Source organism: Lacinutrix algicola (assembly GCF_001418085.1).
Taxonomy (GTDB): domain Bacteria; phylum Bacteroidota; class Bacteroidia; order Flavobacteriales; family Flavobacteriaceae; genus Lacinutrix; species Lacinutrix algicola.
Genome location: NZ_LIQH01000042.1, coordinates 21,611 through 47,665 on the forward strand (window position 1 = coordinate 21,611; position 26,055 = coordinate 47,665).

The 26,055-nt window shown below is 29.9% G+C and carries 27 protein-coding genes; 3 read left to right on the forward strand and 24 right to left on the reverse strand.

Going from position 1 to position 26,055, the window contains the following annotated elements; translation table 11 throughout:
- Positions 1-25 precede the first annotated feature (25 nt).
- Positions 26-832 carry a lysophospholipid acyltransferase family protein gene (locus ASC41_RS15270; RefSeq protein WP_055437527.1) on the forward strand — a complete coding sequence of 269 codons (807 nt, stop codon included), beginning with the start codon at positions 26-28 and terminating at the stop codon, positions 830-832.
- A gap of 71 nt (positions 833-903) precedes the next feature.
- On the opposite strand, the gene ASC41_RS15275 is transcribed toward ASC41_RS15270, so the two are convergent.
- From ASC41_RS15275 to ASC41_RS15290, 4 genes are all read right to left on the reverse strand, one after another.
- On the reverse strand, positions 904-1,383 hold the full coding sequence (locus ASC41_RS15275; protein ID WP_055437528.1) for a hypothetical protein: 480 nt from the start codon (positions 1,381-1,383) through the stop codon (positions 904-906).
- Between the two features lie 4 nt (positions 1,384-1,387).
- The gene (locus ASC41_RS15280) at positions 1,388-2,032 is read right to left on the reverse strand and encodes a hypothetical protein (protein WP_055437529.1); all 645 of its coding nucleotides are present in this window, start codon (positions 2,030-2,032) and stop codon (positions 1,388-1,390) included.
- 2 nt (positions 2,033-2,034) lie between these two features.
- Positions 2,035-2,529: an RNA polymerase sigma factor gene (locus ASC41_RS15285; RefSeq protein WP_055437530.1), complete on the reverse strand. Its 495-nt coding sequence runs from the start codon at positions 2,527-2,529 to the stop codon at positions 2,035-2,037.
- A 251-nt stretch (positions 2,530-2,780) separates the two neighbouring features.
- Positions 2,781-3,464, reverse strand: coding sequence for a lysoplasmalogenase (locus ASC41_RS15290; protein ID WP_055437531.1), 684 nt, complete (start codon positions 3,462-3,464; stop codon positions 2,781-2,783).
- A gap of 1,577 nt (positions 3,465-5,041) precedes the next feature.
- Between ASC41_RS15290 and ASC41_RS15295 the strand changes: the two genes are divergently transcribed.
- Positions 5,042-6,316, forward strand: a complete 1,275-nt coding sequence (locus ASC41_RS15295; protein ID WP_055437532.1) for an NAD(P)/FAD-dependent oxidoreductase — start codon at positions 5,042-5,044, stop codon at positions 6,314-6,316.
- A gap of 578 nt (positions 6,317-6,894) precedes the next feature.
- Positions 6,895-9,048: a TonB-dependent receptor gene (locus ASC41_RS15300; RefSeq protein ID WP_055437533.1), complete on the forward strand. Its 2,154-nt coding sequence runs from the start codon at positions 6,895-6,897 to the stop codon at positions 9,046-9,048.
- 58 nt (positions 9,049-9,106) lie between these two features.
- On the opposite strand, the gene ASC41_RS15305 is transcribed toward ASC41_RS15300, so the two are convergent.
- The 20 genes from ASC41_RS15305 to ASC41_RS15405 all read right to left on the reverse strand — a co-directional run bounded on the left by ASC41_RS15305 (position 9,107) and on the right by ASC41_RS15405 (position 25,909).
- Entirely contained in the window at positions 9,107-9,832 is a 726-nt protein-coding gene (locus ASC41_RS15305) for a tRNA-uridine aminocarboxypropyltransferase (protein ID WP_262494974.1), read from the reverse strand.
- Positions 9,833-10,035: 203 nt separating this feature from the next.
- The gene (locus ASC41_RS15310) at positions 10,036-10,527 is read right to left on the reverse strand and encodes a CIA30 family protein (RefSeq protein WP_055437589.1); all 492 of its coding nucleotides are present in this window, start codon (positions 10,525-10,527) and stop codon (positions 10,036-10,038) included.
- Positions 10,528-10,807: 280 nt separating this feature from the next.
- Positions 10,808-11,581 carry a YqjF family protein gene (locus ASC41_RS15315; protein WP_241489682.1) on the reverse strand — a complete coding sequence of 258 codons (774 nt, stop codon included), beginning with the start codon at positions 11,579-11,581 and terminating at the stop codon, positions 10,808-10,810.
- A 60-nt stretch (positions 11,582-11,641) separates the two neighbouring features.
- On the reverse strand, positions 11,642-12,232 hold the full coding sequence (locus ASC41_RS15320) for a hypothetical protein (RefSeq protein ID WP_055437536.1): 591 nt from the start codon (positions 12,230-12,232) through the stop codon (positions 11,642-11,644).
- A 446-nt stretch (positions 12,233-12,678) separates the two neighbouring features.
- Positions 12,679-13,269: a hypothetical protein gene (locus ASC41_RS15330; RefSeq protein ID WP_055437538.1), complete on the reverse strand. Its 591-nt coding sequence runs from the start codon at positions 13,267-13,269 to the stop codon at positions 12,679-12,681.
- A 162-nt stretch (positions 13,270-13,431) separates the two neighbouring features.
- On the reverse strand, positions 13,432-14,295 hold the full coding sequence (locus tag ASC41_RS15335; RefSeq protein ID WP_055437539.1) for a transglutaminase-like domain-containing protein: 864 nt from the start codon (positions 14,293-14,295) through the stop codon (positions 13,432-13,434).
- Positions 14,296-14,452: 157 nt separating this feature from the next.
- On the reverse strand, positions 14,453-15,382 hold the full coding sequence (locus ASC41_RS15340; protein ID WP_152971487.1) for a hypothetical protein: 930 nt from the start codon (positions 15,380-15,382) through the stop codon (positions 14,453-14,455).
- A 148-nt stretch (positions 15,383-15,530) separates the two neighbouring features.
- A complete protein-coding gene (locus ASC41_RS15345; RefSeq protein WP_055437541.1) occupies positions 15,531-16,040 on the reverse strand; it encodes a hypothetical protein in 510 nt (169 codons plus the stop codon).
- A gap of 163 nt (positions 16,041-16,203) precedes the next feature.
- The gene (locus ASC41_RS15350) at positions 16,204-17,028 is read right to left on the reverse strand and encodes a hypothetical protein (RefSeq protein WP_055437542.1); all 825 of its coding nucleotides are present in this window, start codon (positions 17,026-17,028) and stop codon (positions 16,204-16,206) included.
- A gap of 454 nt (positions 17,029-17,482) precedes the next feature.
- Positions 17,483-17,794, reverse strand: a complete 312-nt coding sequence (locus tag ASC41_RS17205; RefSeq protein ID WP_055437543.1) for a hypothetical protein — start codon at positions 17,792-17,794, stop codon at positions 17,483-17,485.
- The gene (locus ASC41_RS17210; protein WP_055437544.1) at positions 17,769-18,299 is read right to left on the reverse strand and encodes a hypothetical protein; all 531 of its coding nucleotides are present in this window, start codon (positions 18,297-18,299) and stop codon (positions 17,769-17,771) included. Before ASC41_RS17210 ends, ASC41_RS17205 begins: the two co-directional genes overlap by 26 nt.
- Before the next feature lie 162 nt (positions 18,300-18,461).
- Positions 18,462-19,280, reverse strand: a complete 819-nt coding sequence (locus ASC41_RS15365; RefSeq protein ID WP_055437545.1) for a hypothetical protein — start codon at positions 19,278-19,280, stop codon at positions 18,462-18,464.
- Positions 19,280-19,771 carry a glycine-rich domain-containing protein gene (locus ASC41_RS15370; protein WP_055437546.1) on the reverse strand — a complete coding sequence of 164 codons (492 nt, stop codon included), beginning with the start codon at positions 19,769-19,771 and terminating at the stop codon, positions 19,280-19,282. Before ASC41_RS15370 ends, ASC41_RS15365 begins: the two co-directional genes overlap by 1 nt.
- Positions 19,772-20,512: 741 nt before the next feature.
- Complete coding sequence (locus tag ASC41_RS15375) at positions 20,513-21,232, reverse strand: hypothetical protein (protein ID WP_152971488.1); 720 nt, start codon at positions 21,230-21,232, stop codon at positions 20,513-20,515.
- A gap of 176 nt (positions 21,233-21,408) precedes the next feature.
- Positions 21,409-21,879: a hypothetical protein gene (locus ASC41_RS15380; protein WP_055437548.1), complete on the reverse strand. Its 471-nt coding sequence runs from the start codon at positions 21,877-21,879 to the stop codon at positions 21,409-21,411.
- A gap of 155 nt (positions 21,880-22,034) precedes the next feature.
- On the reverse strand, positions 22,035-22,889 hold the full coding sequence (locus ASC41_RS15385) for an alpha/beta hydrolase (RefSeq protein ID WP_055437590.1): 855 nt from the start codon (positions 22,887-22,889) through the stop codon (positions 22,035-22,037).
- Positions 22,890-23,046: 157 nt separating this feature from the next.
- On the reverse strand, positions 23,047-23,769 hold the full coding sequence (locus tag ASC41_RS15390) for a hypothetical protein (RefSeq protein ID WP_055437549.1): 723 nt from the start codon (positions 23,767-23,769) through the stop codon (positions 23,047-23,049).
- Positions 23,770-23,936: 167 nt separating this feature from the next.
- Positions 23,937-24,506, reverse strand: a complete 570-nt coding sequence (locus tag ASC41_RS15395) for a hypothetical protein (RefSeq protein WP_055437550.1) — start codon at positions 24,504-24,506, stop codon at positions 23,937-23,939.
- Positions 24,507-24,693: 187 nt separating this feature from the next.
- Complete coding sequence (locus ASC41_RS15400; RefSeq protein ID WP_055437551.1) at positions 24,694-25,224, reverse strand: hypothetical protein; 531 nt, start codon at positions 25,222-25,224, stop codon at positions 24,694-24,696.
- 40 nt (positions 25,225-25,264) lie between these two features.
- Positions 25,265-25,909, reverse strand: coding sequence for a hypothetical protein (locus tag ASC41_RS15405; RefSeq protein WP_152971489.1), 645 nt, complete (start codon positions 25,907-25,909; stop codon positions 25,265-25,267).
- Between the last annotated feature and the right edge of the window lie 146 nt (positions 25,910-26,055).

Genomic DNA, 26,055 nt, shown 5'->3' on the forward strand with positions numbered 1-26,055 from the left:
TTAATCTTAAGAACTAAAAAAAATTATGGGTTTATTTAAACGAAATCCTTTCGGACATATATTATTTCTAAAAAAGTGGCTTATTAGAATCCTTGGACTGCTCTCACACAGACGCTTTCGTGGCTTTAATAATCTGCAGATAGAAGGTTCCGAAATTATAAAAAACTTACCAGACACTAACGTCTTGTTTATCTCTAATCATCAAACGTATTTTGCAGATGTATTCTCTATGTTTCATGTGTTTAATGCTAGTTTAAGTAATAGAGGAGATTCTATTAAAAACGTGGGTTACCTATGGAATCCTAAGTTAAACTTGTATTATGTTGCAGCTAAAGAAACCATGAAATCTGGTTTGTTGCCTAAAATATTTGCTTACACAGGATCTATTAGTATAGAGCGTACCTGGAGAAGCAAAGGAGAGAATATAAACCGTCAGGTTAAAATGAGTGATATTTCTGCTATTTCTAAAGCTTTAGACGATGGTTGGGTAATTACATTTCCACAAGGGACAACTACACCATTTAAACCTATTCGTAAAGGAACAGCACATATTATAAAACGCTATAAGCCAATTGTAGTGCCAATTGTAATAGATGGTTTTAGACGTTCTTTCGATAAAAAAGGACTGTATATTAAAAAGAAAAACGTGTATCAATCTTTCGAGGTTAAAGAACCTTTAGATATTGATTACGAAAACGAATCGATAGCAAGTATTGTAGAAAAAATAGAATACGCAATCGAACAACATCCTTCATTTTTAAAAGTAATTCCTCAAGAAGAATTATTAGCCCAAGAAGAGTTAAATAAGAAACGAGAGTGGCTTGGAGAATAATAAGTTTTAAAGTAATCTCTAAAAACTTAACGCAATAAAAATTATAGTAAACAGTAAAGCTTCTTAAATTATTAAGAAGCTTTACTGTTTAAAACGGTATTATCTTTTTTTGCTTCTTGGTCTTTGTAAGCGCCTATAGCCATACCTATGGCCATGCCAATTATCATACCTATATTCATTCCAAAAACTACACCCAAGTTTTTGTCTTCGCTAAAAGGGATACCAAAAGACATTCCTAAAGCCATGCCTATAGAGAGACCTAAAGTGATCCCAAGCGACATGTAATGCCCTTCAGAAGTTAAATTTAGCTTCTTCTTAGCATAACAGATAAAAGCATTAAGTTTCTTTTTTAAGGTTTTAAAATCATCAGTATTAGCTTCAATATTTATAATAGCCAATTCAGTTTCTATAGCATGTTTATTAACATCTGTTAAATCTCTACGCGCTATATCCTTTAGCATATTAATAAAACGATTATAAGTCTTAACTTCCTTCTTACTGTTAGTGGTAGAGGCGAGATTTTTAAGAAAAATAATAGTTTTATTTATCATAAACTTAAACCTCTAGTTTCTTTAACTCGTTATAGTTATGGTTTAATCGTTTTAAAAGAATACCATAAATTAACCAATAAAATAAAAGTAATATTACTATAACAATACCAACAATTAATACGGTACCTACAATCATTGCAGAGTAGAATTTAAAGAGGTCGCCGTTTGCAGTAGCACTTTCTATAATTGTTTTTGTTTTAGGATCGTGATCTAGAATGTATGGAAATAGAATAGCCATACTAATCACTAAATAACCAAGATTAAAAAACACATATTGTTTAACGGTACGTCTAGTCTTTAAAATGTTTTTCATTAAAGTAGAGGCGTTATCCGTGCTATTTATCGTTTTATAATTCATGTAAAATCTGTAGAAAAAGTACACTAATACAGCATAAGATATTACAGATAAAACTATAAAAATAGTCGTCGATTCAAGATCTGTAATTTGATCATTTTTGCTCGTCGCTTTAAAAATAAACGAGAGTGCAAGCCAAAACACCAGTTCAAGCAGACTAATAATAAAAATCCACTTCACTATCGAAGACGATTTTTTTAATATCATCTTGTATATTTCTTTATAGCTCAAAACAGGAAAATCATTGTTATCCTCCTTCTGCCAATCTTTCTTTAATAATTCTAATTCATCCATAATTACGGATTTAAAATGGTTCTTAACTTCGTTTTCACTCTATTCATCTTCACTCTGGCATTTACTTCGGTAATACCCATTGTTTCACTAATCTCTTTGTAGTTTTTGTCTTCTAAATACAAGAAAACTAACGCTTTTTCAATATCATTTAATTGGTGAACAGCACTGTATAATAATTTTAATTGTTGCTCCTCAGTATCATCGTAATCCTCGGCCTTAATTTTAAACTGCACAGTATCAAACTGAGTCGTATTTATAGTACGTTTAGACTTTCTGTAAAGTGTAATTGCGGTATTTAAACCCACACGATACATCCAAGTACTAAACTTTGCATCACCACGAAATTTCGGGTAAGCTTTCCATAACTGGATAGTAATTTCCTGAAACAAATCGTTATGTGCGTCGTAGTTATTAGTGTATAATCTACAGACTTTGTGTACGATGTTCTGGTGTTTTTCCAGCAGTTCTACAAAACTATGTTCGAGTTCTTTATTCAATGTTTTTGGTTAGGTTACTATATAAGTAGTTTAAAAATATAATTTGTTACAAAATATATAATATTAATTTTTTGGGCGTTACCTAAAGGTCGGGTTTTACGCTATATCTTTTGTCGAAAAAAACAAAAGGATGCCGCTACAACCCCTAACGCAAATCATCATAAACTTGGAATTTAGTGTTAAATTAAAACTTTATATAATGATTTTAATTACCTGATATTATTCGTTTTAATTGTTTGTATAGGCGTTCTCTATAGTGGTTTTTTAGTATCTTGAAACAGTAGGCCTTTAACAATAAGCAATTGTGCCAAAGCATAAGTAAACATAATACTAAAATCTGCAAAAGGTAGTGGTGAATAAAATTTATTAAGTGCTAAAAGGCTATCCGAAATCATAAAAACCAACGCGCCATAAAACACCAAATTATAACTTTGCACATTAACTTTTCCATGTCTCAAGTATGCCAAAGTTGCCATTGCTAAAATTACAAGCATGTATAAAATTACAGGAATTAATAAATTGTTTAATCCCGATTTTAACAACCAAAATAATCCTAATGCATAAACTAAAAGTAATGCAATAAAACCATAGGGACTTTTGGTTTTGTTTCTATGTTTTAAAAATACCAAGCAATAGAATATATGAGCTATTAAAAAAGCAATTAATCCGCATATAAAAAAATACTGAGAATGTTTAACAAACAATAAAAGCACATCTCCAAATAACGAAAATACCAATGCTAAAATTGTAAGTATTCTAATGTTTGTATTTATTAGTTTGCTACGTCTTTTATAAAACAGAATAAGGCTAATAACAACTAATGGTTTAGATATGTAATGTATCCAATCTAGGTCTAGCCAATTAGCAAGTAGTGTTTCAAATAAAACAATAATTGCAAATACAATGTAAAAGGAAAACGATGAGGTTGGTTTCATTAAAGTTAGTTTGAGTGATGTAAAAGTATGTAATTTAAAATGCTTTGTCATTCCTGCGTAGGCAGGAATCCATAATAAAGAGAAGTAAAAAGAATAATAGATTCCTGCCTTCGCAGGAATGACAGTATTGCGGAATCGAAGTATTCACCAATCGGGCAAACCAAAAATTTAAAAAAACAATAATTCAATAAAAGATTGCCACGTTGTTTCTTGTTCTCTCCTCACAATGATAAGTAGAATAAAGTTAATCTAACAATCCAACAAGTCGAGTAATCTAATAATCAATTATATCCATCAATGAACTAATTAAATATTTATAATTCATTACGCTAAAACCTATTCAACCACATTGTCATTCCTACGCAGGCAGGAAGCCATAATAAAGAGAAGCAAAGTAGAATAATAGATTCCTGCCTTCGCAGGAATGACAGTATTGCGGAATCGAAGTGTTCAGCAATCCAACAATCCAAAAAAACAATAATTCAACAAAAGATTGCCGCGTTGTTTTTTCTTCTCTCCTCACAATGATAAGTAGAATAAAGCTTATCAAACAATCCAACAAGTCGAGTAATCCAATAATCGATTATGCCCATCTATCAACTAATAAAATACTAACAATTCATTACGCTAAAATCTATTCAACCACATTGTCATTCCTGCGCAGGCAGGAAACTATAATAAAGAGAAGTGAAAAAAGAACAATAGATTCCTGCCTTCGCAGGAATGACAGTATTCCGGAATCGAAGTATTCAGTAATCCAGCAATCCAAAAAAACAATAATTCAACAAAAGATTGCCACGTTTTTTCTTCTTCTCTCCTCACAATGATAAGTAGAATAAAGCTAATCAAACAATCCAACAAGTCGAGTAATCTAATAATCTATTATATCCATCCATCAACTAATTCAATATAAACAATTCATTACACTAAAATCTATTCAACCACATTGTCATTCCTGCGTAGGCAGGAATCCATAATAAAGAGAAGCAAAGTAGAATAATAGATTCCTGCCTTCGCAGGAATGACAGTATTGCGGAATCGAAGTATTCAGTAATCCAGCAATCCAAAAAACAATAATTCAACAAAAGATTGCCGCGTTGTTTTTTCTTCTCTCCCCTCCTCACAATGAAAAGTAGAATAAAGCTAATCTAACAATCCAACAAGTCGAGTAATCTAATAATCTATTATATCCATCCATCAACTAATTAAATATTAATAATTCATTACGCTAAGATTCATTACGCTAAAATCTATTCAACCACATTGTCATTCCTGCGCAGGCAGGAATCCATAATAAAGAGAAGTAAAAAAGAACAATAGATTCCTGCCTTCGCAGGAATGACAGTATTTCGGAATTGAAGTGTTCAGCAATCCAGCAAACCAAAAAAACAATAATTCAACAAAAGATTGTCACGTCGTTCCTTCGTCTCTCCTCACTATGACAAGTAGAATCGAGCTAATCCAAAAATCCAAAAATCGAATAATCCAATAATCTAGTCATTTGTTTAACTTATAATCAATAGTCTTTGTAAGCAGTAATCTGTATCTTTGATTCTCTATTTTTATTATCTTACTTTATGAATATTCCAGAATCTAAATTACCCAGAGTTGTCATTGTAGGTGGCGGTTTTGCAGGTGTAAGTATGGCTAAATCTTTAGCAAACAAGAATGTACAAGTAGTGTTAATAGACAAACGGAATTACCACACTTTTCAGCCTTTATTATACCAGGTATCTTCGGCAGGATTAGAGCCAGATTCTATTGCTTATCCATTAAGAAAAATTATAAAAAATCATAAGCATACTTATTTCCGTTTAACGGAAGTTGAAGAAATAGATGCTAACAAAAAAATAATCCATACCGATATTGGAACGCTTACTTTCGATTATTTAATATTGGCGACAGGAACTAAAACAAATTACTTTGGTAATAAAACAATTGAAGCCCATAGTATGCCAATGAAAAAAGTGCCTCAAGCACTTAATATTCGTAGTTTAATTCTTCAAAATTTTGAAAGTGCAGCAGTTAGTAATAATAAAGCAGATCGCGAAGCATTATTAAATTTTGTGATAGTTGGTGGCGGACCAACAGGAGTAGAGCTTGCGGGAGCAATTGCAGAGCTTAAAAACCACATTTTGCCAAGAGATTATAAAGATATAGACGCCAATAGAATGCAAATACATTTGCTAGAAGGTAACGCAAGAGTATTGCCACCTATGAGTGAGCATGCCTCTAAAAAAGCAGAACAGTTTTTACATAAATTAGGCGTTAAAGTACATTGTAACACATTTGTAAAAGATTATGACGGTAAAACGGTAACTACCAATTCAGATTTGGTTTTACAGTCTGAAACCTTAATTTGGGCAGCAGGAGTAACAGGTCGTCCAGTAAAAGGCCTGGATGCCAAAGTTGTAATGGAACACTCTAACCGTTATAAAGTAAATAGATATAATCAAGTAGAAGGTTACGATTCTATTTTTGCACTTGGCGATATTGCATTAATGGAAACCGAAGCTTTCCCCAAAGGACATCCGCAAGTAGCACAACCAGCAATACAACAAGGAAAACTATTAGGTAAAAACTTACTAAGACTAATAGATAAGAAACCACTAAAGGAGTTTATCTATAACGACAAAGGTTCTATGGCTACCGTAGGTAGAAATAAAGCTGTTGTAGATTTAAAACATTATAAATTTGCAGGTTTTTTTGCTTGGTTTGTTTGGATGTTTGTACACCTAATGTCTCTTGTAGGTTTTAGAAATAGAGTGATTGTATTTTTTAATTGGACTTATAATTATATTAATTTCGATAAAGCTGCAAGGCTAATAATAAGACCGTATAATAAGAAATAGGTTTTTTGTTTCTAAGTGTTTTAAGGCATTAAGATCTATTCTTGTCATTCCTGCGAAGGTAGGAATCCATAATGAATGAAAAGTAAAGAAGAATAGTAGATTCCTGCCTTCGCAGGAATGACAGGATCGTGGAATCGAAGTATTCAATAATCTAATGAAAGAATTGCTACGTTCTCGCAATGACAAATAGAATTAATTTTTTTCATTAATCGAGTAGTCCAATAATCTAATGTATCCATTTGTTTATTCATCAACTAATTAAATATAAACACTGTACGACGCTAAAATCTATTCAACCACTTTATCATTCCTGTGCAGGCAGGAATCCATAATTAAGAGAAGTAAAGACGAATAATAGACTCCAGTCTTTGCAGGAATGACAGTACTGTGGAATCGAACTAATCAAACAATCCAAAAAATCCAAAAATCTAATTAATCCATTACCCTAATCGATTAATCCAAAAATCAAATCCAGCAAACATTCCAGCATAAAAAAAAGACAGTTCAGTAAGTATAAGTTTTAAAAACGATAGTGCAAACACATCTTTGTGCTATCAATTAAAATTAACGAACCAATTATGAAGTCTTTTATAGCCATTTTCATCACACTAATCAGTTTACAGCTTTCAGCGCAAACCTCTATCAACGGAACAATTACAGACGTAAAAAATAATCCAATAGAAGGTGCAAATGTATATCTTGATGGTACTTACGATGGAGCCACTACAAACGCAGAAGGACAATTTAGTTTTAAAACGACCGAAAGCGACACACAAACGTTAACCGTGTCTTATATTTCTTTCGAGACCTATATGATGTCAAGCGACGTTTCTACTTTAAACAGTCTAAAAATCACCTTACGAGACGATGTAAATGCACTCGATACCGTAGTGCTTTCTGCAGGAACTTTTTCGGCAGGAGACAATAGTAAAGTTTCAGCTTTAACGTCTATGGATGTGGTTACTACAGCGAGCGCACTTGGCGATTTTGTTGGTGCATTGCAAACATTACCAGGAACGACAACCGTTGCCGAAGATGGTAGACTGTTTGTTAGAGGTGGTGAAGCCGAAGAAACCCAAATATTTATAGATGGTATTCGTGTGTTTACACCCTACACACCATCAGCAAATAATACTCCAACTCGCGGACGCTATTCGCCATTGTTATTCGATGGTATTACTTTTTCTACAGGTGGTTATAGTGCAGAATATGGTCAAGCTTTATCAAGCGTATTACTTTTAAGTACTATCGACGAGCCTACTCAAGAAAAAACCGATATCGGTATTATGTCGCTTGGCGCTACACTTGGTAACACACAAAAGTGGGAGCGAAGCTCGTTAAGTGTAAATGCATCGTATATAAATTTAGCACCTTATCAGGCGATTTTTAACGATAGAAACCAATGGCACAAACCTTTCGAGACTATTTCTGGAGAAGCAGTTTATAGATATAAAACTAATAATGGCATGTTGAAATTGTATTCGGCTTTCGATAAAAGTAATTTTGAATTAACCCAAGAGGATATTAATAATCCTGAAGGTTTATGTTTTAAACTAGATAATTCTAATCTTTATCTTAATGGTTCTTACACTGAAAAACTAAAAAACAGATGGACATTGGCATCAGGAATTAGTTATACACATGCTAAAAACAAAGTGAATATTAATGCCGATGCTATCGATGATACCGAAAAATCAATCCACGCAAAGCTTAAACTTCGCAAAAGCTTTAACAACCGCTTTAAATTAAATTTTGGTGCAGAGTATTTTACAACTCATTTTAGCGAAATGTTCCAAAATGAAACTATACAGCCTCTAGATTACGGTTTTAAAAATAATATCTCTGCTGCTTTTACAGAAGTCGATGTTATTTTCTCTAAAAAACTAGCCTTAAAAGCAGGATTGCGTGCAGAATATAGCGAGCTTTTTAAAGAAGCGACTATAGCACCAAGATTCTCTTTAGCTTATAAAACAGGAGCTAAAAGCCAAGTGTCTTTAGCATATGGCGATTTTTATCAAAACCCAAACTCTAGTATTTTAAAGTTTGAGCAAAACTTAGAAGCACAGCAAACACAACATTATATTTTAAACTACCAATACAATAATGATGGTCGGATTTTTAGAGCTGAAACGTATTATAAAAACTATAACAACCTAATTAAATACGATACAGAGTTTGCAAGTTTCGATGCAAATTATAATAATTCCGGTAACGGATTTGCTAAAGGATTAGATCTCTTTTATCGTGATAATAAGAGTATAAAAAATATAGACTATTGGGTAAGTTACTCGTATTTAGATACAGAACGCGATTATAACAACTATACCCAAGCAGCACAGCCTAATTTTGCAAACAAGCACAATGTATCTGTGGTTGGAAAATACTGGGTAGAAAACTGGAAAAGTCAAGTGGGTTTTAGTTACGCTTATGCTTCAGGTAGAACTTATACTAACCCGAACGAAGATGGTTTTTTAAACGCAAAGACTCAAAGTTACAATAGTTTAAGCCTTAATTGGGCATATTTATTAAGTCCGCAGAAAATTCTATATTTCTCTGTAAATAATGCCTTAGGTTTTAAAAATGTAAACGGTTATCAATATGCAAACACACCAGATATTAATAATAATTTTGCCAGACGTGCTTTAAAACCTGCTGCAGATCAATTCTTCTTTGTAGGTTTCTTTTGGACTATTAGTGAAAACGGAACTGATAACCAGTTGGATAATTTGTAAGAATATTACAGATTTACTTTAATTGTATCAAATTCTTGAAGGTTTTACTATCATACACCTATCCTTGTTCAAAAATAATATTTCTTTCAGTATTTTTCTTATACATGTTCTTAGGAGTAATCTCTTTGTTTACAGTTGAAGAATAGTTTTTACTATTTGGGTTTAAAATATAATCTAGTTGATGTTCAATCATTTTTTCAAAAGGAATAAGGAAGTCTTTAGTTTCACATTGTTCTAAATCACCTTCTTTAAGTAAGTTTAATACAGTATAAACAGACTCAATTGTACTAAGGCAAAGAGACTCTGGTTGTTGCTTGATAATAAACTTTGATTTTATTTTATTGTCAAAACTTACTCTTTTTAGCTTTTGCAAGTTCTTACTTAGTTTAAGCATTTTACGAGCGCAAGGCCATGTGCCATCAATAAGAAAGATGTTTGGATTATTACCCATAAAAGAATTCATTTCAGAACTTTTACTCATAGATAGGTTGAAATTATCTTTTCCGGGATAAAGTAAAAATGAAGGACTATTTTCCTGAGCCAATATTTTATTTACACGATTGTTATTAGTAAAATCGACACCAACTATAATTTCTGAATTTTCAAGTTGAAGGTTCGTTATGTGTCCAGTACCGTTTTTTTCTTTTTTGTACTCTTTTGGGTGCATAAGAATTATAAAACGAGTTTTAGTCTGTAAAGGGCTAATGTGTTTGCAAATACATGTACTTGAAGGTCTCATGCATTTGTAGCATGTTATTCTTGGTTTTTTTATTTCTACTTGCAAGTTGGCTCTTTTATTTTTTTTAGACGGTTATAACTGTATGGCTAGGCACGTAATGTAACAAATAAAAATTGAATAAAAAATACAGTGATGACTTTCGTAATTAAGATAAAACTTAGTCCTTAATTACCAGTTAAGATGAGGAAATAGAAATAAAACTATTACAAGCTAATTTTAGAGTGTTAAGTAAAGTTGTTATAAGATTCTTAAATTAATTCTATTGTATCAATTATAAGTTTAAAGTTTTCATCTTTTTTATTTCCAACTAAAAACACGATTTGCTCTATAAAATCATGTGAAAAATTAGGAGCATTTAATCGTTTACCTCGAAAAGAAGGATACATATCTTTCAAAGCTATTTCAATATCTTCCCATTTATTTGAAGTAGAAAACGTAGTGATATAGGAATAATAATTTCCTGAATTATCTTTAACTCTAAATTGATAATCTTTACCATCTCCTTTTAACTTGATTTTTATTTTCTTGTAATTTTTTACTTCAGTTTTATTACAGTTATATTGAACTGATGAGAAACCTCCATTATTTTCTAAAGACACATGTCCTTCAAAAACTCCAAATCCGTCAGAGTTGAGTTTAAATTGGCTTGATGATCTTCCGCCCATTACCACATCGTCAACAACATTCCATTTTTGAACGTCTGAATCTTTATTAAAATCAAAAATCATTTTAGAATTCATTCCTTGTAAAAAAAATAATATACACATCAAATATTTCATTACCCAAGTATAATTTGTTTAATAATATTTGTATAAATTTAAACAAAATAATAATTGATTGAGAATTAATTCAGATAATTTTACTTTCTTCTAATTATATATGAATTTATTTCACTTTTCCATTTGTAAATCTGGTCGAGTAGAAGCGTTCGATTTTATTTTAATATCCTTTTTACAAGATTTGCAATATGTGTGTAAATTCATTTTTTGTTTTAACTCTATAATTATTAAAAAACCGGAATTATTCTTTTATGTTGTTATAGCTAGTTTTTCCTTTTTTGTTCTTTCCCCAAGCAATAACTTTTACTCCTTTTGAGTATTGAATTTTGTTGGGTTTGTTTTTGATTAGTTTGTTAAATCTCGGATAATTAAACTCTAAATTTTTCAAGTCAAGTTCATTAATTGACCATTCTAAATGATGAATTTCAAATTCGTTTATTGAATTTTCTGTATCTTGAAAAAGAGCATATCTTTCAGTTAACCACTTTTCTAACTCCGTTTTTTTTGTAGATCTTTTTCCAATTTCAAATTGTATATTCAATTTGTCATTAAACTCCGAGTTATAAGATTTGTATTGGTTTTTAGTTCTTTTTATTTTTGAAAATCTATAAGGAAGTTCAGACATTGTTTTCGCAATTTCGCACGATAAACTTTTTCCACCTTCAATGCTTAAAAAATACACTCCAGTTTTGTTATTTAATTTTACATAAGTTCGAATATTAATTTCATCAAAATTTGAAATGAGTGGGAAAGCAGGTAAATTTTTAGGTCTTATGTTTTCCATAGTAAAAGCAACTACGGAAATCCAAGGTTTTCCTTCAAAAAGGTCAATTTCGAGTTCCTTTGGAATAAATTTTTTCAATTCGGATAATTCCACTTGCCAATGAAGAAATATTGCATTATTCCACTCTTGATAAAATTTCCAATTTTCATTTGGCATTTTCCAAGGTCTGTGTTCTGTTGTATTTAGTATCTCTCGAATTGTCATTTCTCTAATACGTTGCAAAGTTTTCATCTATATTAAATGCCCAGAGACCAAGCAATTAATTGTATAAGGTAATGTTAAATCGAATTTTTATTTTAATGTATTCATTCTCATTCTTTCTTCATGTGCTTTTTGTTGTAATTCTTTATTTTCTGGATCTTTCATTAGTTTTTTTTCTGCCTCAACATATTCAGGGAAATCTCTATTTCGCATTTCTAATATTTTTTCAGTAGATAAAAAATAAAGAGATGCTCCAATAACTCCGAACATTATTAGTCTGGTTAAGAGATTAGAATAATAAGTGCTTTTTGAATTTATACTTTTATAAATTACGATTGCTAATATTGGTAATAAACCACATAAACTTATTAATAAACCTTGATTGGCAAATGGCCAACGTTGAAATTTAAATAGCGAGTATATGCTTAAAAATGATAAAATAAAGCCTGTAAAAATTCCACCTAAAATTCTTAAAGTACTTATTCCTTTGTAAGAATCTTTTTTAAAAATAGACCTCAATCTTACATTGTTTAACAATGCAAAACCAAATCCGAAATACATCATCGATAATACTAAAATTAGAAGTGTAATAGTTATATTAAAATACGGCAAAGTGAAGAATAATCTAACTAACATTAGAATTATAATTAATCCTCCAAGAATTTTTTCAGTTTGTTTCATATGTTTGCTAACTTTTTTTTATAAATTTAGTTGCATTCCTTAAGAGCTAAATTGCAATTGAGATTAAAAAATTAAAGATTTTTAAATTCACTATAAAGGTTAGTTTTTTGGATACTCAATTTAATTTTTGTGCTTTTCTTTTTTAGTATTGAAAATTGAAATTAATGTTACTATAATAACTATCGAAGATAAAATAAGTGACCAAATTGTCTTTGATTCCGAGATATTAGAAAAATCTAAATTTAGGATGCTTAAAATACTTGCAATTATTATAACTATTGACAAAAAGTTTCTTTTATTCATTTTTCTTTGTTTTCAATTAAATTTTATTCTGCCAATAGAATTGTTACGGTTAACATAAGTATGGCTGACTGTTTATGTTTGAGGAATTTCAGATGCTGCAAACATGCAAAAATCTTTTGATTAAACACTAAACCGTAATTATTTTATACGATGTTGTGCACAGTTTTTTTTCTTTTTATTATTTCAAAAATCCCCAAAGTTAAAATTGCAATTATAAATCCTTGTAGAAAAATCATTCCAATTCCGAATGAGAGTAAGTCTATTAATTCAACATTTCTATTAACAAATTCGCCATTTTTATTATTAGTCAAGTAATCTCGATGAAAACTAGTTACAATTATTATAAAACGCTCAAAATATATTCCGCTTTTCATTCCAAATGCGACTAAAAGTACGTACCAATATTTTGACGCCAATTTTTTAATGAATAAAGAAAAAGGTAAAATTAAAGCAGATACAAACATTATCCAATATGCCCAAGCGTAAGGGCCAGTTGCTCTATTAATAAAAGCGTATTCTTTAGGTTTTTCAGTCATTGCCATTGCAATGAGATAGAAAGACCAAGCAATTATTGCATAGAAGATAATTGTCCAACGCATTAAATTTAGTGCTTTTTTTGTTTCAAATCGGTTTTTGAAAATTAGTTTGACAAGAATTAAAGTCAGAATTATTGGAATCAGACAGAGAATCAAATTCGCATCAATCATTTCAATAATTCTATTATACAACTCCATTTTTTGTTTTTCCTAGATCGCTACTCAAATTGTTCACAGCGTTTATGTATATGATTTGTTGCGTATTTAAACACTAAATTTAGCAAATAAAAACCGAATAGAAAATCCGCGAGGGTTTTCGTAAGGAAGCTACAACTAGCAATAAATTATATACGGTGTTACCTACAGTATTTTGGGTTTTTTATAAAAATCATTTAAGTTATTTGTGTAAAGATAATTAGTCATTTTGTGTTTTATTTGAAAAACAGCCGGTTCTTTTGCATTTAAAGGGACTAACATTAATTTACTTTTGTTACGACAATTTATTCTGTTTTTTGAAGAATCAAAACTTACATCAAAATAGTAAAGGTATTTTGCAACCCAATTAACTTGACCAATAGCTTTTTCTTTATCTATGAAACCATTTTGATTTCTTAATTCAATTGCTTGTTTGTTTTCGATAATTGCTTTTTGATATTCAACAGCATTTAGTGGAACTCCATTTAAGTAAGGAATATAATTAATTTGAGCATCCATAAAGACCCATTTTTTTAAATCTGGGATATAAGCTTCAGAAACTACGTGTCCAGCTCCATATTTTGTTGTTTCCACATCTTTAGTCTTTAAACCTAAAGTTCTTGTTGGAATACTAATAGAATTTAATGTTGCTGAAAGTACTATTCCATATTCTACACATCTAAATTGTTCTCCGTTATTTGCTTGTTCTAAAATATATAAAGCATTACTTTCTTTAGGTTTATTGTTTCCATTGTGTTTCCACTGACTGTGAGTCCAATTCATTAAAATAAGTGCTTTATCTATATCATTTTTAGAATCTGAAATCATTGAATCAAAATGATATTTTTCGTTTAATTCAATAAGGTTAGTATTCGTTTTTGGATCAGGGAAGATAAGTTCACAACTTAACTTACTTTCATTTTGATCGAAAGCAATTTTATAAATTTGTTTTAATGGTGAGTTATTGTTTTTACAGCTAATTGTTCCTATGAAAATAAGGATTATGAATAAGTATGTAATTTTTCTCATATTGTAGGCAACGTTTATGTCTATGGTTAGTTGCGTGTTTAAACACTAAATTTAGCAAATAAAAACCGAATAGAAAATCCGCGAGGGTTTTCGTAAGCAAGCTACAACTAGCAACAAATTATATACGGTGTTACCACACGTTTTTATTCCGATTTTGCTATTCTAAAATCCAATTTATTAAATTATCTGTATCAACGATTGACCAACTATGTGGATTTCTATCGCCATCGTTTTGGTAGCCTTTTTCTTTTGTTTGAATCAACTCTACATTATTCCAATTCCTATCATTTAATAGCTCATTGGTTTTTTGAAGTATGTAAGCATTTGTGCTTTCAAAGTCAGTCTGTCTATTTTCTTTCCACCAAAGTGTATCAGGTTCAGTATAGAAACGTAGTTTTTTGTTTTTTAGTTTTTTGATATTATCTATATTATTAGTTTTAATAGTAAGTGGCGAAACTTTTTGAATGTTGATAAGCAATGAATCTTTCCCTCCAAACTCTTCTTCAAAATAATTGATTATCCATTTTGGTTCTGCAAGACGTTCTTCAGAAAAGTCTTTTCGAACAATGTCTTTTTGAGAACTTTCGTAAAGTGCATATAAGTCAATTGGTGAGTCAATGACAAAAACACCTTTTGGTTTTAATAATGAATTGGTTTTGGATAGATAATCTGAAAGACTTAAAGCTACGGTTCCACCAATAGACATACCTCCAATAAAAGTATTACCTGTTTTTAAGTTGTTATCTTTAATTGCTTTTAGTATTAAATTTGACAACTGTTCCGAATCACCTTTTTCAATCCATAAGTGTCTGCCAAAATTCATTAAGAGTACCGAAATACCTTTTTCTGTTGCCTTCTCAACAATTTTAAAATCTCGCTTAGTTTCTTTTGAAGTAGAACCACCACCTGGAAATACAATTAATAATGCTTTTGATTCACTTGATTTTATGAGTTCATAATCATCATTTTGAATAGTTGTGATTTCGTTTTTTTCAGCGTCTATTTTTTTTGACTTATTTTTACAGCTAATTACAAGAATTAACAATAATAGAATTCCAAAATTTGTTATGTGTTTGTAATGTTTCATTATATGTGTGGTAATGTTGATGTGTATGGTTAGTTGCGTGGTTAAGCAACTAAGTTCGCAAACAAATCACAGATAGAAAATTCCAGCGGAATTTTCGTAAGGCGGCAGTGACCAAGCAATTAAATATATACGGTGTTGCCAACTGTTTTTATTTTATTAAGATACTTTCTTCAATCATTCTTTTTATATTATCTTTTAAATCGGCATAAGGAACAGCGTTTTGAGGATCATTTGATTCATAAATGATATCGTAAGAGTTTACACTGCTACTTTTGTTTTTGAATGATACTTCATATTTTTTGTTATTGACTTCATATTCATATAGATGTATGTAAAATGAAATACCATCACTATTAGATTTTATTTTTTCAGTCGATATAAGGGTACCTTTTGTGATTATTCCATTTGATAGAATATTCGCAATACGTTTTTTTTTGTAGTACCATTGAATTAAACTGATAATATAAATTAGTTGAAATACGATTGCTAATCCTTTCCACATAAAAATATTTGAAGAAAAAAATCTTGGTTCAGGGCTAAATAAATCAATATCAACAACAAATAACAAAAGACTAAATAGAACAATTATATAGCTGTTTTTGTTTAAAGCTTTTTTGACATTAACCTTCTCTTTAATTTGTACTTTTCTTATTTTCAATATTGATGGGTTAAATAGTTGGCAACGTTGTTGTATATGGTTTGTTGCGTGGTTTAAGCCACTAATTTAGTAAATAATTACCGACCAAGAAAGTCCGCAAGGACTTTCGTAAGTAGGCAAGAAACCAGCAATAAATTATATACGGTGTTGTACAACGTTATTTTTAATATTCGATTTTTCTTTCCCATACAAAACCTAATTCTCCCTTCGAATACCTTTTTTTGGTTATCCAATTTCCTTGTTTGTCATAATTGTATTCCCAATTATTCCAATGTTTTTGAGTTCCATCTTTATCGTACCAATATTGTGTTAAGATATTGTTTCGCTCATCATAAGTAGAAATAAATTTTGTGTAATCACCATTAGATTTAAATAATTCGGATTCAACTTCATTTCCATTTGCATCATACTTGTAATTTCTGGTGTCTTTTACAGTTCCATCTGAATTATACTTTATTTTTTTTATCATCTCATTTTTAGAATTATATTCTAATTCTGTTTTAAAGACTTTATTTGATTTAGGATTACCTCCAATTCTTGATGTTACATTTCCGTTTGTATCATATTCATTTTTTTGTAAATAAACCAATTCATTATCGGTGTTATAATTTTTAAACTCTGTAACATTTCCGTTATTGTCAATTGTTGTAGCATAATATTTTTTCAAGTTTCCTTTTGAATCGAAGATTGTTCCTTTTATTGGATTCCCACTTTCGTCTTTTTTAATTTTAGTAATTTCATAAATATTGCCTTCGCCATCATATTGACCATATTCAATTATTTTTTCATTATCATCATACACATCATATCTTTCGAGATGGTCATTTGTAAATACAGAATCTCGTGGCATTTCAGCAGTCCTTTTTGCACTGTAAGATGCCTGAATAGTTTTCTTAATTTTCGGACTTTCTTCCGCACTTTGAGCACGAATAATAGAAGTTGAGCAAATTAATGCTAATGTCAATAAAAGTATGTTTTTCGTTTTCATTTTTTAATGTTGTACAACGGTTACGTATAAGGATTGTGCGTTTTTGTTTGCTGGGATTTTCCGCAGGAAAATCAGAAGCTAGCAAAAGAAGCACTTCCATTGTTTCAGGACTAAATTAAGCATTATTTTTATACAATGTTGCCGTACGTTACAGGAATTATTTTATCTACTTAAGAGTTGCGCAAAGCTTAGTAAATCGGTTTAACAAAGATTGCGTGGGAGTGAGGTCAGTCGTACGCAAAGATTGCGCAATTAATGTATCGGAAACCGTTATTACTTTAATCGACTTTTGAGTGAATTACCGTTTTTTGAGCCGAGTGAGCAATGGACGGCAACGTGTTTGTATATGGTTTGTTGCGTGTTTAAGCCACTAATTTAGCAAATACAAACCAAATAGAAAATCCGCGAGGATTTTCGTAAGTAAGCTCGAACTAGCCATTAATTATACACGGTGTTACCTGCTGGCTTTTATTATTTCAGTTGTTTGGTCTGTTATACTTTTCGTTTGTAATTCAATACTAAATGCTTCTAATTCCGTTTTTAAATTCATTTCCATTTCCAGATAGAATTTGGTAAAGAATTCTTTTTCGATGTCATAGTTTATTTGTCCTTTTCCAGTTCCGTCCAATTCCATTTCGTAATCTTTAGTTGCTGATTTTATAGTATAAACTTGGTCAAGGTCAAAATATCCAATTCCGTTTTCTACTTTTCTCAAAGTGTAAATTGAATTAATTTCCATTTCAATTGTGACATCTGCAATTGGCATTGACATTGGGTTTTTTCTGCTCAAAACTTTCTCCAACTTTAATTTTTCTATTAGGATACTTGATTTGATTCATCATTGATTCCATTGCAGGAAGTAAAGTTCTCTTTTTTTCTTCTGTCATTGTCGAAGAATAAATTGAGTCAATTTTAGTCTTTCCGTCAACTGATTTTCCGAAAAATTTGGTTCCGCTTGTTAAAGATGGATTATTGGATTCTAACAATTCTATGTCAATCGGAAATTCGTTTCCTTTCAGTCTACCTGTTTTAGAAATACTTTTTAAAAGACTTGTATCTTTAGTTATAGTAGGATTTTCAACTCCGTTATTTTTTAAATTTTGAAGTATTTCGTCAGATGCAATATATTTTACATTGTTTTCCGAAATCTGTTTTTGAGTTAACGTATAGTTGTAATTTGGTAAGTAGCCAACTTTAAAATCAATTTCCTCTTGACTTTTGCACGAAGTAATTGATATTGTCAATAAAATAAGTAGGATTGTTTTCTTCATTCGGTTTTTTTTTTCAGCTTGCAGGTAACGTTTATGTATAAGAATAGTTGCGGGTTTGTATGCGAGGATTTTCCGAAGGAAAATCAGACGTTACAAACACGCAACGACCTTTGATTAAGCACTAAGCAGCAATTATTTTTATACGGTGTTACCACCAGTTTTTTAATCGCAACCACCACATCCTCCACAACTACTACAGCCACTATCGTCAGAAGAACAGCCTGAAGCATCAAACTCAGAATCAAACGAATCTAAGGTGTCATCAAAACTATCAAAATATGAATCAAACATATAATCATCTTCAAAAAAGTCAATGTAAAGCCACCAATCAGAATCAGAATCATAAGTGTCGTTATATAAAACTTTCTGTTGATTTAGTAATTCTTTATCGATTGTTTTTAAAAGTTGAAAATCTAAGTTTTTTAATAAAAAAATATTACCTCCAATACTGAGTAACAACTCTAATCCTTTCTTTTTGTCATTATGAAGTAGATGGTCTATTTTTTTGTCAATTTCGTTTAAATAGTTTGATATTTCTTTTTGTAGTTTATTTCCGTTGTCTGTTAATTTATTTAGCTTAAATATATTTAATAAAAATGATTGCTTAAAATATGGATTGATTTCTCGATTGCTTCTTGTCGATTTTTTATAACTCCAGCTTCCATTTGAAGTATCGTATGCCATTTTTATAAAATTCTTAAATAGTATTTGAATTGATGGACTTTTTATAAATGGGCTTAAATAAATTAATTCGTGATTTTTTGGTTTGTATTTATTAAAATTTTTACCTGAAACCACATATGTATAAGTCCTAATATATTTATCTCTAGGGTGAGATTTTTTATTTGTTTCCTTAATTTCAATTACCTTTTTGAGAAGTAAATCCATAAAGGTAAATTTCATTAAATCTTTAAATTGTACAGAAGAACAATCTTTAACAAGCATTGTTTCAGCAGGTGTTATTTGAGATAGTATTTTCATTAATTTTTAAATAGTAGTTTAGGTATAATCCAATTCCTTTTTCTATTAATTCTTGTAAAGTGAATTTCATTAAATCTTGTTTCAACATCAAGCCAAATGTCTTTAGGTGGCTTTTCATTAAATAATGATTCGTAAAATTCAAGTGTTTTTAAATACTGTTCTTTAAATAAAGTTCTTTCCTCTGAACCTTTTGTTGGTCCATGATGGATGTTTTTATTTAGAGTATTCTTACAAAGTTCAATCCAATATGACTCTGTGTAAAGTAAATGAAGATGCCAAACTTGGTCAATTTGGTCTGAAGGTGTCTGAGAAAAATCTGAAATAGTAATTAGAAAAATAAATTTTTTATATTCCAAAATCGTTCTCAACGAATATTCGATTGACCAGTCATTTTCCCTAGCTAATCTATCCGTAAATGTGAAAGAAGAATCTATATCGTCAATTTCGAAATTTTGAATTTTATCCCATATTTGATTTTGTTCTTCGGTCATTTTGGTAATTGGTGGTAACGTTTATGTATATGGAAAGTTACGTGCTTGTGTGCGAGGATTTTCCGAAGGAAAATCAGAAGCTAACAAACAAAGCAACTGACATTGGTTTAGGATAAAACTAGCAATTTTTTATATACGGTGTTGCCATTTCGTTGTTTTTTTTCTTACAATTTTGGTCAGTTGTCAAATTCTTTTTTTGCGTTTCGCTAATAAGTCTGCCGCAACAGTTGCGTATTGCTTTGGTCAGTCAGATGTTTTTTGAGTTTTTGTTCCGCAACTTGCTCAAATCCGATTTCAAAAGAAACTTCCGATTGTAATGATAGAACAAATAGCTAATAATAAAACGCTAATTATTATTAAGGAATTCTTTTGATTTTTTATTAAATAATTTATTCCGATGACTAAAAATACAATTTGTGCAATAAGAAATGGTATTGTCAACATTTCTCTAAAAACTCTAATTAATACAAAATCTATTTCATAAAAGTTAATCAGCCCAATCAGTATAAAGTAAGATACAATTGCAAAATTCACAATTATCAAGTTTCTATTTGTTATTAATTTGTTCATTTTTTTCGAGTTTGAGTGCGTTCCGCAATGAATGGCAACGTGTTTGTATATGGTTTGTTGCGTGTTTAAGCACTAAATTTAGCAAATAAAAACCGAATAGAAAATCCGCGAGGGTTTTCGTAAGCAGGCTAGAACTAGCAATAAATTATATACGGTGTTAGCAATAGTTATTTAGTACTGTATAAATGTCTTTCGCTTAAAAGATATAACTTTAGTCTTATCAGCAGCATCAATCGCTATTGCATTATATTCATTTTCTCCTTCTTTCATATCGATGATTTTTTGAGTTATTGACCAGTAAAACACTTTGTTTTTTGGGTCAAATTCAAAAGATACTTTGTCAATCGGCTCAATTTCATTGTTCGTTTCTTTTGCTATTTCTATTACTTCACATAAATCTAAATTATCATCAATAATTTTATAGTCAGATTTTGATGGAAAATTGAATTCAGACACAATATTTTCGTTTTCATCTAATGCTATTCCAACACAATATTTTATCGAATCTGTTGGTATAAAGTAATAGTCAAAAAAATATTTAGCATTGCACTTTTCCATATCAACAGATGGTCCTCTTGTTTTAAACTTTTGAATACTGTCGGGATAGCTAATTTGGACAGAATAAAATTCTAATTTAGAAAACAACTTTTCTCCAGCGTACTCTTTTATTTTATTCTCTAATCGAGTTTTAATAGGTAATACTTTGTCAGCTATTTGATTAATGTCAATTGGGTTATTCAGAATATTCCATTCTTTAGATTTATCACCAGTAAATGAAAAATTATAAGTTGGACATCTAAAAGTGTAATCTATTGAATTAAAATCTCCACCTAAACCAATATTTTCATTGTCAATGCACTTTTCTTGCGCATTACACGAGAATGATGACAAAATTAAAATTAGTGCAATTAGTTTGTTCATAATTATTGCTAACGTTTATGTATAAGGAAAGTTGCGTGTTTGTGTGCGAGGATTTTCCAAAGGAAAATCAGAAGCTAGCAAACAAGCAACTAACTTTGGTTTAGCTAAAACTAGCAATTTTTTTATACGGTGTTGTGCTTAGTATTTTATTTTAATAAGTTATTTACTTGGTTTTCAATTATATGTTTAAAATCAATTAACTTAATATATGTCGAATCAGATTTAAGTTCGATAATGTAGGGTCGAGTTTGAGTTATTAGATTAAATTGTTGTAAGAATACATTTTTTGTCAAATCAAATTCTATATCTTGATATAATTCTTCATTGATTAACTCAAAATTTATTAAGTCAGTTTTAGCATTAAACTTAATTTCTAATTTATCTGAATTAAAACCAGGTAGAATAGCAGTTGAGTCAGACGTTTTAAAATGAATTATTTCTTTTCCTTCGTATCCTGCAATATTGTATTTTATTCTTGCTTTTCTAGAAACCGTTTGAGGAAAAATTTCTTTTCCATTGTGCGTGGATTTTAAAATAATCCAAAGTCCATCTAACTCAGGTTTGTTTTCACAACTTAAAAAAAATATAGTTAATAGAAGAAATAGGAAGTTTTTCATTTGTCAATATTAAGCACAACGTTGTTGTGTATGATTAGTTGCGTGGTTGAGCAACTAAATTAGTAAACTTTTACGAACCCGTGAATATTCCGCAGGAATATTCGCAAGTAAGCTCAATAAAGCAATTAATTATACACGGTGTTGTGAGCAGTGCTTTATTCGGTTGCTAATATTTGACTTATAATACCAATGAATCTTTCATTCCATTTTTTATAATCGTGTCCACCATCATATTCATTAATTTCTGCAAATAAGTTCAGCTCTTTATATTTTGATTTTAAAAAATCGGCATCTTCTTTTAGAAAGAACGGTTCTTTACTTCCGAACTCCAAATATAGTTTAGGATAATCTACATTCTGCTTCCAAGTGTTTGATTGAATATCTCCACCAAATGTTGAAAAACAAAGAAAAGTTCCAATTGTGGTTGGATAATTATTTAATAAACTTAATCCAAATCCTGCGCCATTAGATACACCATAAAAATATCTGTTTTGTTTATTTAGCTTTTGGTTAAACTTATTTTCTACGTTTGATATTAATTCGTTATTAAAGTAGAGCATATGGTTTTTAAATCTATTTGCCAGTAAAGAATCTTTGCTTGTGCTTGCATTATCATTAATATATTCAAAATTCCTAAATTGTAAATAGACTTTGTCTCCATTTCCCATAGTAACACTAGTGCTATCAGCAATTTTATTATTAGAATGACTTACAACTAATATTATGGGTTTAATAATTCGATTGTCGATTAAGGAATCTAATGTTATTTTATAAAAACTCTTTTCTTTTATTTCATTACCATCGGTTGCATACAAGATTGGATATTTTTTGTCTTTATCAAACCCTTTTGGCAAATAGACATTATGTTTTCGATATTCACTCAACTGTTTACTGTAAATAGAATCAGTAAAAAATTCAGATTTTGAAATAGTTGTTGATTTTTGAGATTCACAGGAAGTAGTTAAAATCCCTAAAATTCCAATTAAAAATGTTCCGATTATTATTCTCATTCTATGTTTTTTTGCATTGCTCACGTTGTTGTATAAGATTAGTTGCGTGGTTTAAGCACTAAAGTTAGCAAATAAATCACAGATAGAAAGTCCGCGAGGACTTTCGTAAATAGGCTAAAACCAGCAATTAATTTTATACGGTGTTGGCAACTGGCTTTTATCTATTTTTCCAATTCTTAAAATATTTTTTAAGCTCTTCAAACCTTTTCGGCTCTTTAATCAATTCATGTATCCAAATAGGTTCCAGATAATCTCCAGTTGAATCTTCTCCATTATTGTCATCTAAATATATCTTTCGAGCCTGTTCGATTTTTTCTAACCACTTTGATTCTGGATTCTTGAGAATTTCAAAAGCGACAACTTTTTTCATTGCTATTTTCTTTGTTTTGTAATCTGTTTCATTATAATTTAAATGATAACTTCTTGGCAGTTCTTTAAACAAAGGAATTGAATCGAACATTCGATATTGATGGATTAATTCCGTTTTCTTAATCAAGTGCTTTCCAATAGAGTCGTTAATTATCTTTTTAGATTCTTTTGAAGAATAGACATCATTACCCCAAGTATGAGCTATAAAATAAATTTCTTTTGCATCTGGACTAAAATTCCCAATGTTATATTTCGTTTTTCCAGTCCTTTTTAAATTATGCAATTCGAAGTCAAATAATTTAGTCCAATTATAATGGTCGTCTTGATATAAATAAAATCCGTTTGAGTGCATTCCGTAATAACCACCATTTATCAGAGTGACAAAGCCTTCGTGTATTTCGCCACTTTCAGTCGTTATTCGACAAACAGCTTGAACACTTGGGTCTCCAACATCAACATAGTTTGTAGATGTTATAGAAAAAAATGTTATAAATATTATCAAGTATTTCATTTTTCAACGTGATGTTTTGTGCTTGTTGCCAACGTGATTGTGTATGGTTAGTTGCGTGATTTAGGCACTAAGTTAGCAAATAAATCACAGATAGAATATTCCGCAGGAATGTTCGTAAGTAGGCTTAAAACAAGCAATTAATTATACACGGTGTTGGCAACTGTAATTTATTCTTTTATTCTCCAGAAATTTTCAGTTAATCTTTTGTAGTAAAGTTCAGATGAAAAACCATTAATAGAGTCTTCATAAAACAATTCAATATCAGATACAAAATCGAATATATTTTCTGATAGTTTACTCATTTTGTTTTCAGAAAGCAGGTCTTCAATAAATATTCTATCTAAGTTTTGAGAATCAATTCCAACAAAAAGTAACCTTTGTCCATGACATTCTCCAATAGGTATAACTTTATTAAAATCAATTTCATCAAAATCAAAGTTTCCACTTTCGTTGTTCATTATACGAATAATTTCTTTTAATGATAACAACGCATAAACTGCAATATCGTCCTTTTTTGGACGGAATGACATATCAAGAAAATCTAATTTTTCATTATATCTTTTATCGAGATATTTGAATTCCTTGAATTTTGAACGTCCAACAATATAGTTTTCTATAAAAACCTTGTAAATTGTTGGTAAATTAAACTCAAGACCTTTAATTTCTTTAGATATTTCAATTCGATACTCTTGGTCAGTTAAATTAAGAAGTTCAGTCCCTTTTGCAAAATTATACATAAAATCAGGTTTTTAGTTTTATATCCATAAGAGTGAGTTTTTATTGTTGCCAACGTTTATGTATAAGAATAGTTGCGGGTTTGTGTGCGAGGATTTTCCGCAGGAAAATCAGATGTTACAAACACGCAACGACCTTTGGTTAAGCACTAAACCGCAATTATTTTTATACAGTGTTGGCAAATCGTTTTTATTTCAGTATTTTATTCAGTTCTTCGTATTTTCCGCATTGTCCAAAATCAGATGTATTAGAAGTTGTTCCAATAATGTGGTGGTCATTACAACTAAAACATATTTTAGCGATTCCAACTACTTTATTTTTTTGATAAAAAACTAAAATATCTCTAAAAACTGATATACAAGAATAAGCAACGTTAACTGAACAAGATTGCTCTTTAAAAATTTCTTTTATTTCTTGAAAGTCAGAAATTGGAATATCACGTTTTTTTGTAGCAACCTTATCTAATTCATTAATAAATTCAATTCCGTTCAATTTTGTTGGTTTTCTGTCAAATAATAATGAGGATAATAATTCTTTGTTTTCAATTTTTACAGAGTCATTTTCTATATCAAAATAATCTATTTTTTCTATAAATGTATAATGCTCAATTTTATCAAAATCAAAATAATAAGAGTTGTAGAAGTATATAAAACTTAAGAGTAAAATCCCGATTAATATAACTATTAATTTGATGTTTTTTTGAACTAAATTTTTAATCATTTCTGTTTTCTAAAATTAAAACCATGTTGGTAAATCGTTTTTAATGCATTATATAAACTATAGACATAGAGGCTATTGTATCGTTATTTTTGTCAAAGAAAAAATGGTCATAACCAATAGAATCAAGTAATCCAGTTTGAAAATTTGTAGAACTAACCTTGATAATTTCTTTTTTCTCGAATTTATCATAAATGGAAAAAGGAATATTCATTATTAAGTCTGATATCATATATACATCATCATTTTTAGTAAAACTACTGTCAATACCATGTTTGTATTTTAAGAAATTTTCTTTTCGTTTGATATAACCTATATATTTTATTTCCTTTTCACTTTTCGCGATCTGTTTATCTAAATAATCAACTAAATCTTCGTAACAGAATGAATATTGAAATTCATTTTGATGGAATATTACTTTTTTTTCACATTTAATTTCCGAACATAAATAATCTTTTTTGCTAATCCATGCTCCAAAATATCCATAATCATCTTTTTCAGTATTATGAGTTCCGTGTACTTGAATTGTATCACCTTTTTTAATTAATTCCACATTATAGTCTTTAGAGAAATAAGTTATTATCTCTTTCAGAACAGGTTTGTTTAATCCATTTCTGGATTTGTAATGGAATAATTCCGATTCATTAAAATACTCAATATTTGTTTTATGCTCACAATTAAAGAACAAAATCATTGTAATTATGTAAAATGTTTTTCTCATCAAATGTTTGCCAACGTGTTTGTATATGGTTTGTTGCGTGGTTAAGAACGTAATTTAGCAAATAAAAACCGAATAGAAAATCCGCGAGGGTTTTCGTAAGCAGGCTAGAACCA

What these genes read in the sequence shown, in the direction of transcription:
- ASC41_RS15310 (WP_055437589.1), bottom strand. Translation starts at nt 10,527, where the DNA reads ATGAATTCTAAAATGATTTTTGATTTTAATAAAGATTCAGACGTTCAA.
- ASC41_RS17205 (WP_055437543.1), bottom strand. Translation starts at nt 17,794, where the DNA reads ATGCCAATTGCAGATGTCACAATTGAAATGGAAATTAATTCAATTTAC.
- ASC41_RS15295 (WP_055437532.1), top strand. Translation starts at nt 5,042, where the DNA reads ATGAATATTCCAGAATCTAAATTACCCAGAGTTGTCATTGTAGGTGGC.
- ASC41_RS15315 (WP_241489682.1), bottom strand. Translation starts at nt 11,581, where the DNA reads ATGAAAACTTTGCAACGTATTAGAGAAATGACAATTCGAGAGATACTA.
- ASC41_RS15270 (WP_055437527.1), top strand. Translation starts at nt 26, where the DNA reads ATGGGTTTATTTAAACGAAATCCTTTCGGACATATATTATTTCTAAAA.
- ASC41_RS15385 (WP_055437590.1), bottom strand. Translation starts at nt 22,889, where the DNA reads ATGAGAATAATAATCGGAACATTTTTAATTGGAATTTTAGGGATTTTA.
- ASC41_RS15350 (WP_055437542.1), bottom strand. Translation starts at nt 17,028, where the DNA reads ATGAAAACGAAAAACATACTTTTATTGACATTAGCATTAATTTGCTCA.
- ASC41_RS15395 (WP_055437550.1), bottom strand. Translation starts at nt 24,506, where the DNA reads ATGTATAATTTTGCAAAAGGGACTGAACTTCTTAATTTAACTGACCAA.
- ASC41_RS15380 (WP_055437548.1), bottom strand. Translation starts at nt 21,879, where the DNA reads ATGAAAAACTTCCTATTTCTTCTATTAACTATATTTTTTTTAAGTTGT.
- ASC41_RS15275 (WP_055437528.1), bottom strand. Translation starts at nt 1,383, where the DNA reads ATGATAAATAAAACTATTATTTTTCTTAAAAATCTCGCCTCTACCACT.
- ASC41_RS15390 (WP_055437549.1), bottom strand. Translation starts at nt 23,769, where the DNA reads ATGAAATACTTGATAATATTTATAACATTTTTTTCTATAACATCTACA.
- ASC41_RS15335 (WP_055437539.1), bottom strand. Translation starts at nt 14,295, where the DNA reads ATGAGAAAAATTACATACTTATTCATAATCCTTATTTTCATAGGAACA.
- ASC41_RS15330 (WP_055437538.1), bottom strand. Translation starts at nt 13,269, where the DNA reads ATGGAGTTGTATAATAGAATTATTGAAATGATTGATGCGAATTTGATT.
- ASC41_RS15290 (WP_055437531.1), bottom strand. Translation starts at nt 3,464, where the DNA reads ATGAAACCAACCTCATCGTTTTCCTTTTACATTGTATTTGCAATTATT.
- ASC41_RS15300 (WP_055437533.1), top strand. Translation starts at nt 6,895, where the DNA reads ATGAAGTCTTTTATAGCCATTTTCATCACACTAATCAGTTTACAGCTT.
- ASC41_RS15365 (WP_055437545.1), bottom strand. Translation starts at nt 19,280, where the DNA reads ATGAAAATACTATCTCAAATAACACCTGCTGAAACAATGCTTGTTAAA.
- ASC41_RS17210 (WP_055437544.1), bottom strand. Translation starts at nt 18,299, where the DNA reads ATGAAGAAAACAATCCTACTTATTTTATTGACAATATCAATTACTTCG.
- ASC41_RS15320 (WP_055437536.1), bottom strand. Translation starts at nt 12,232, where the DNA reads ATGAAACAAACTGAAAAAATTCTTGGAGGATTAATTATAATTCTAATG.
- ASC41_RS15400 (WP_055437551.1), bottom strand. Translation starts at nt 25,224, where the DNA reads ATGATTAAAAATTTAGTTCAAAAAAACATCAAATTAATAGTTATATTA.
- ASC41_RS15370 (WP_055437546.1), bottom strand. Translation starts at nt 19,771, where the DNA reads ATGACCGAAGAACAAAATCAAATATGGGATAAAATTCAAAATTTCGAA.
- ASC41_RS15280 (WP_055437529.1), bottom strand. Translation starts at nt 2,032, where the DNA reads ATGGATGAATTAGAATTATTAAAGAAAGATTGGCAGAAGGAGGATAAC.
- ASC41_RS15340 (WP_152971487.1), bottom strand. Translation starts at nt 15,382, where the DNA reads ATGAAACATTACAAACACATAACAAATTTTGGAATTCTATTATTGTTA.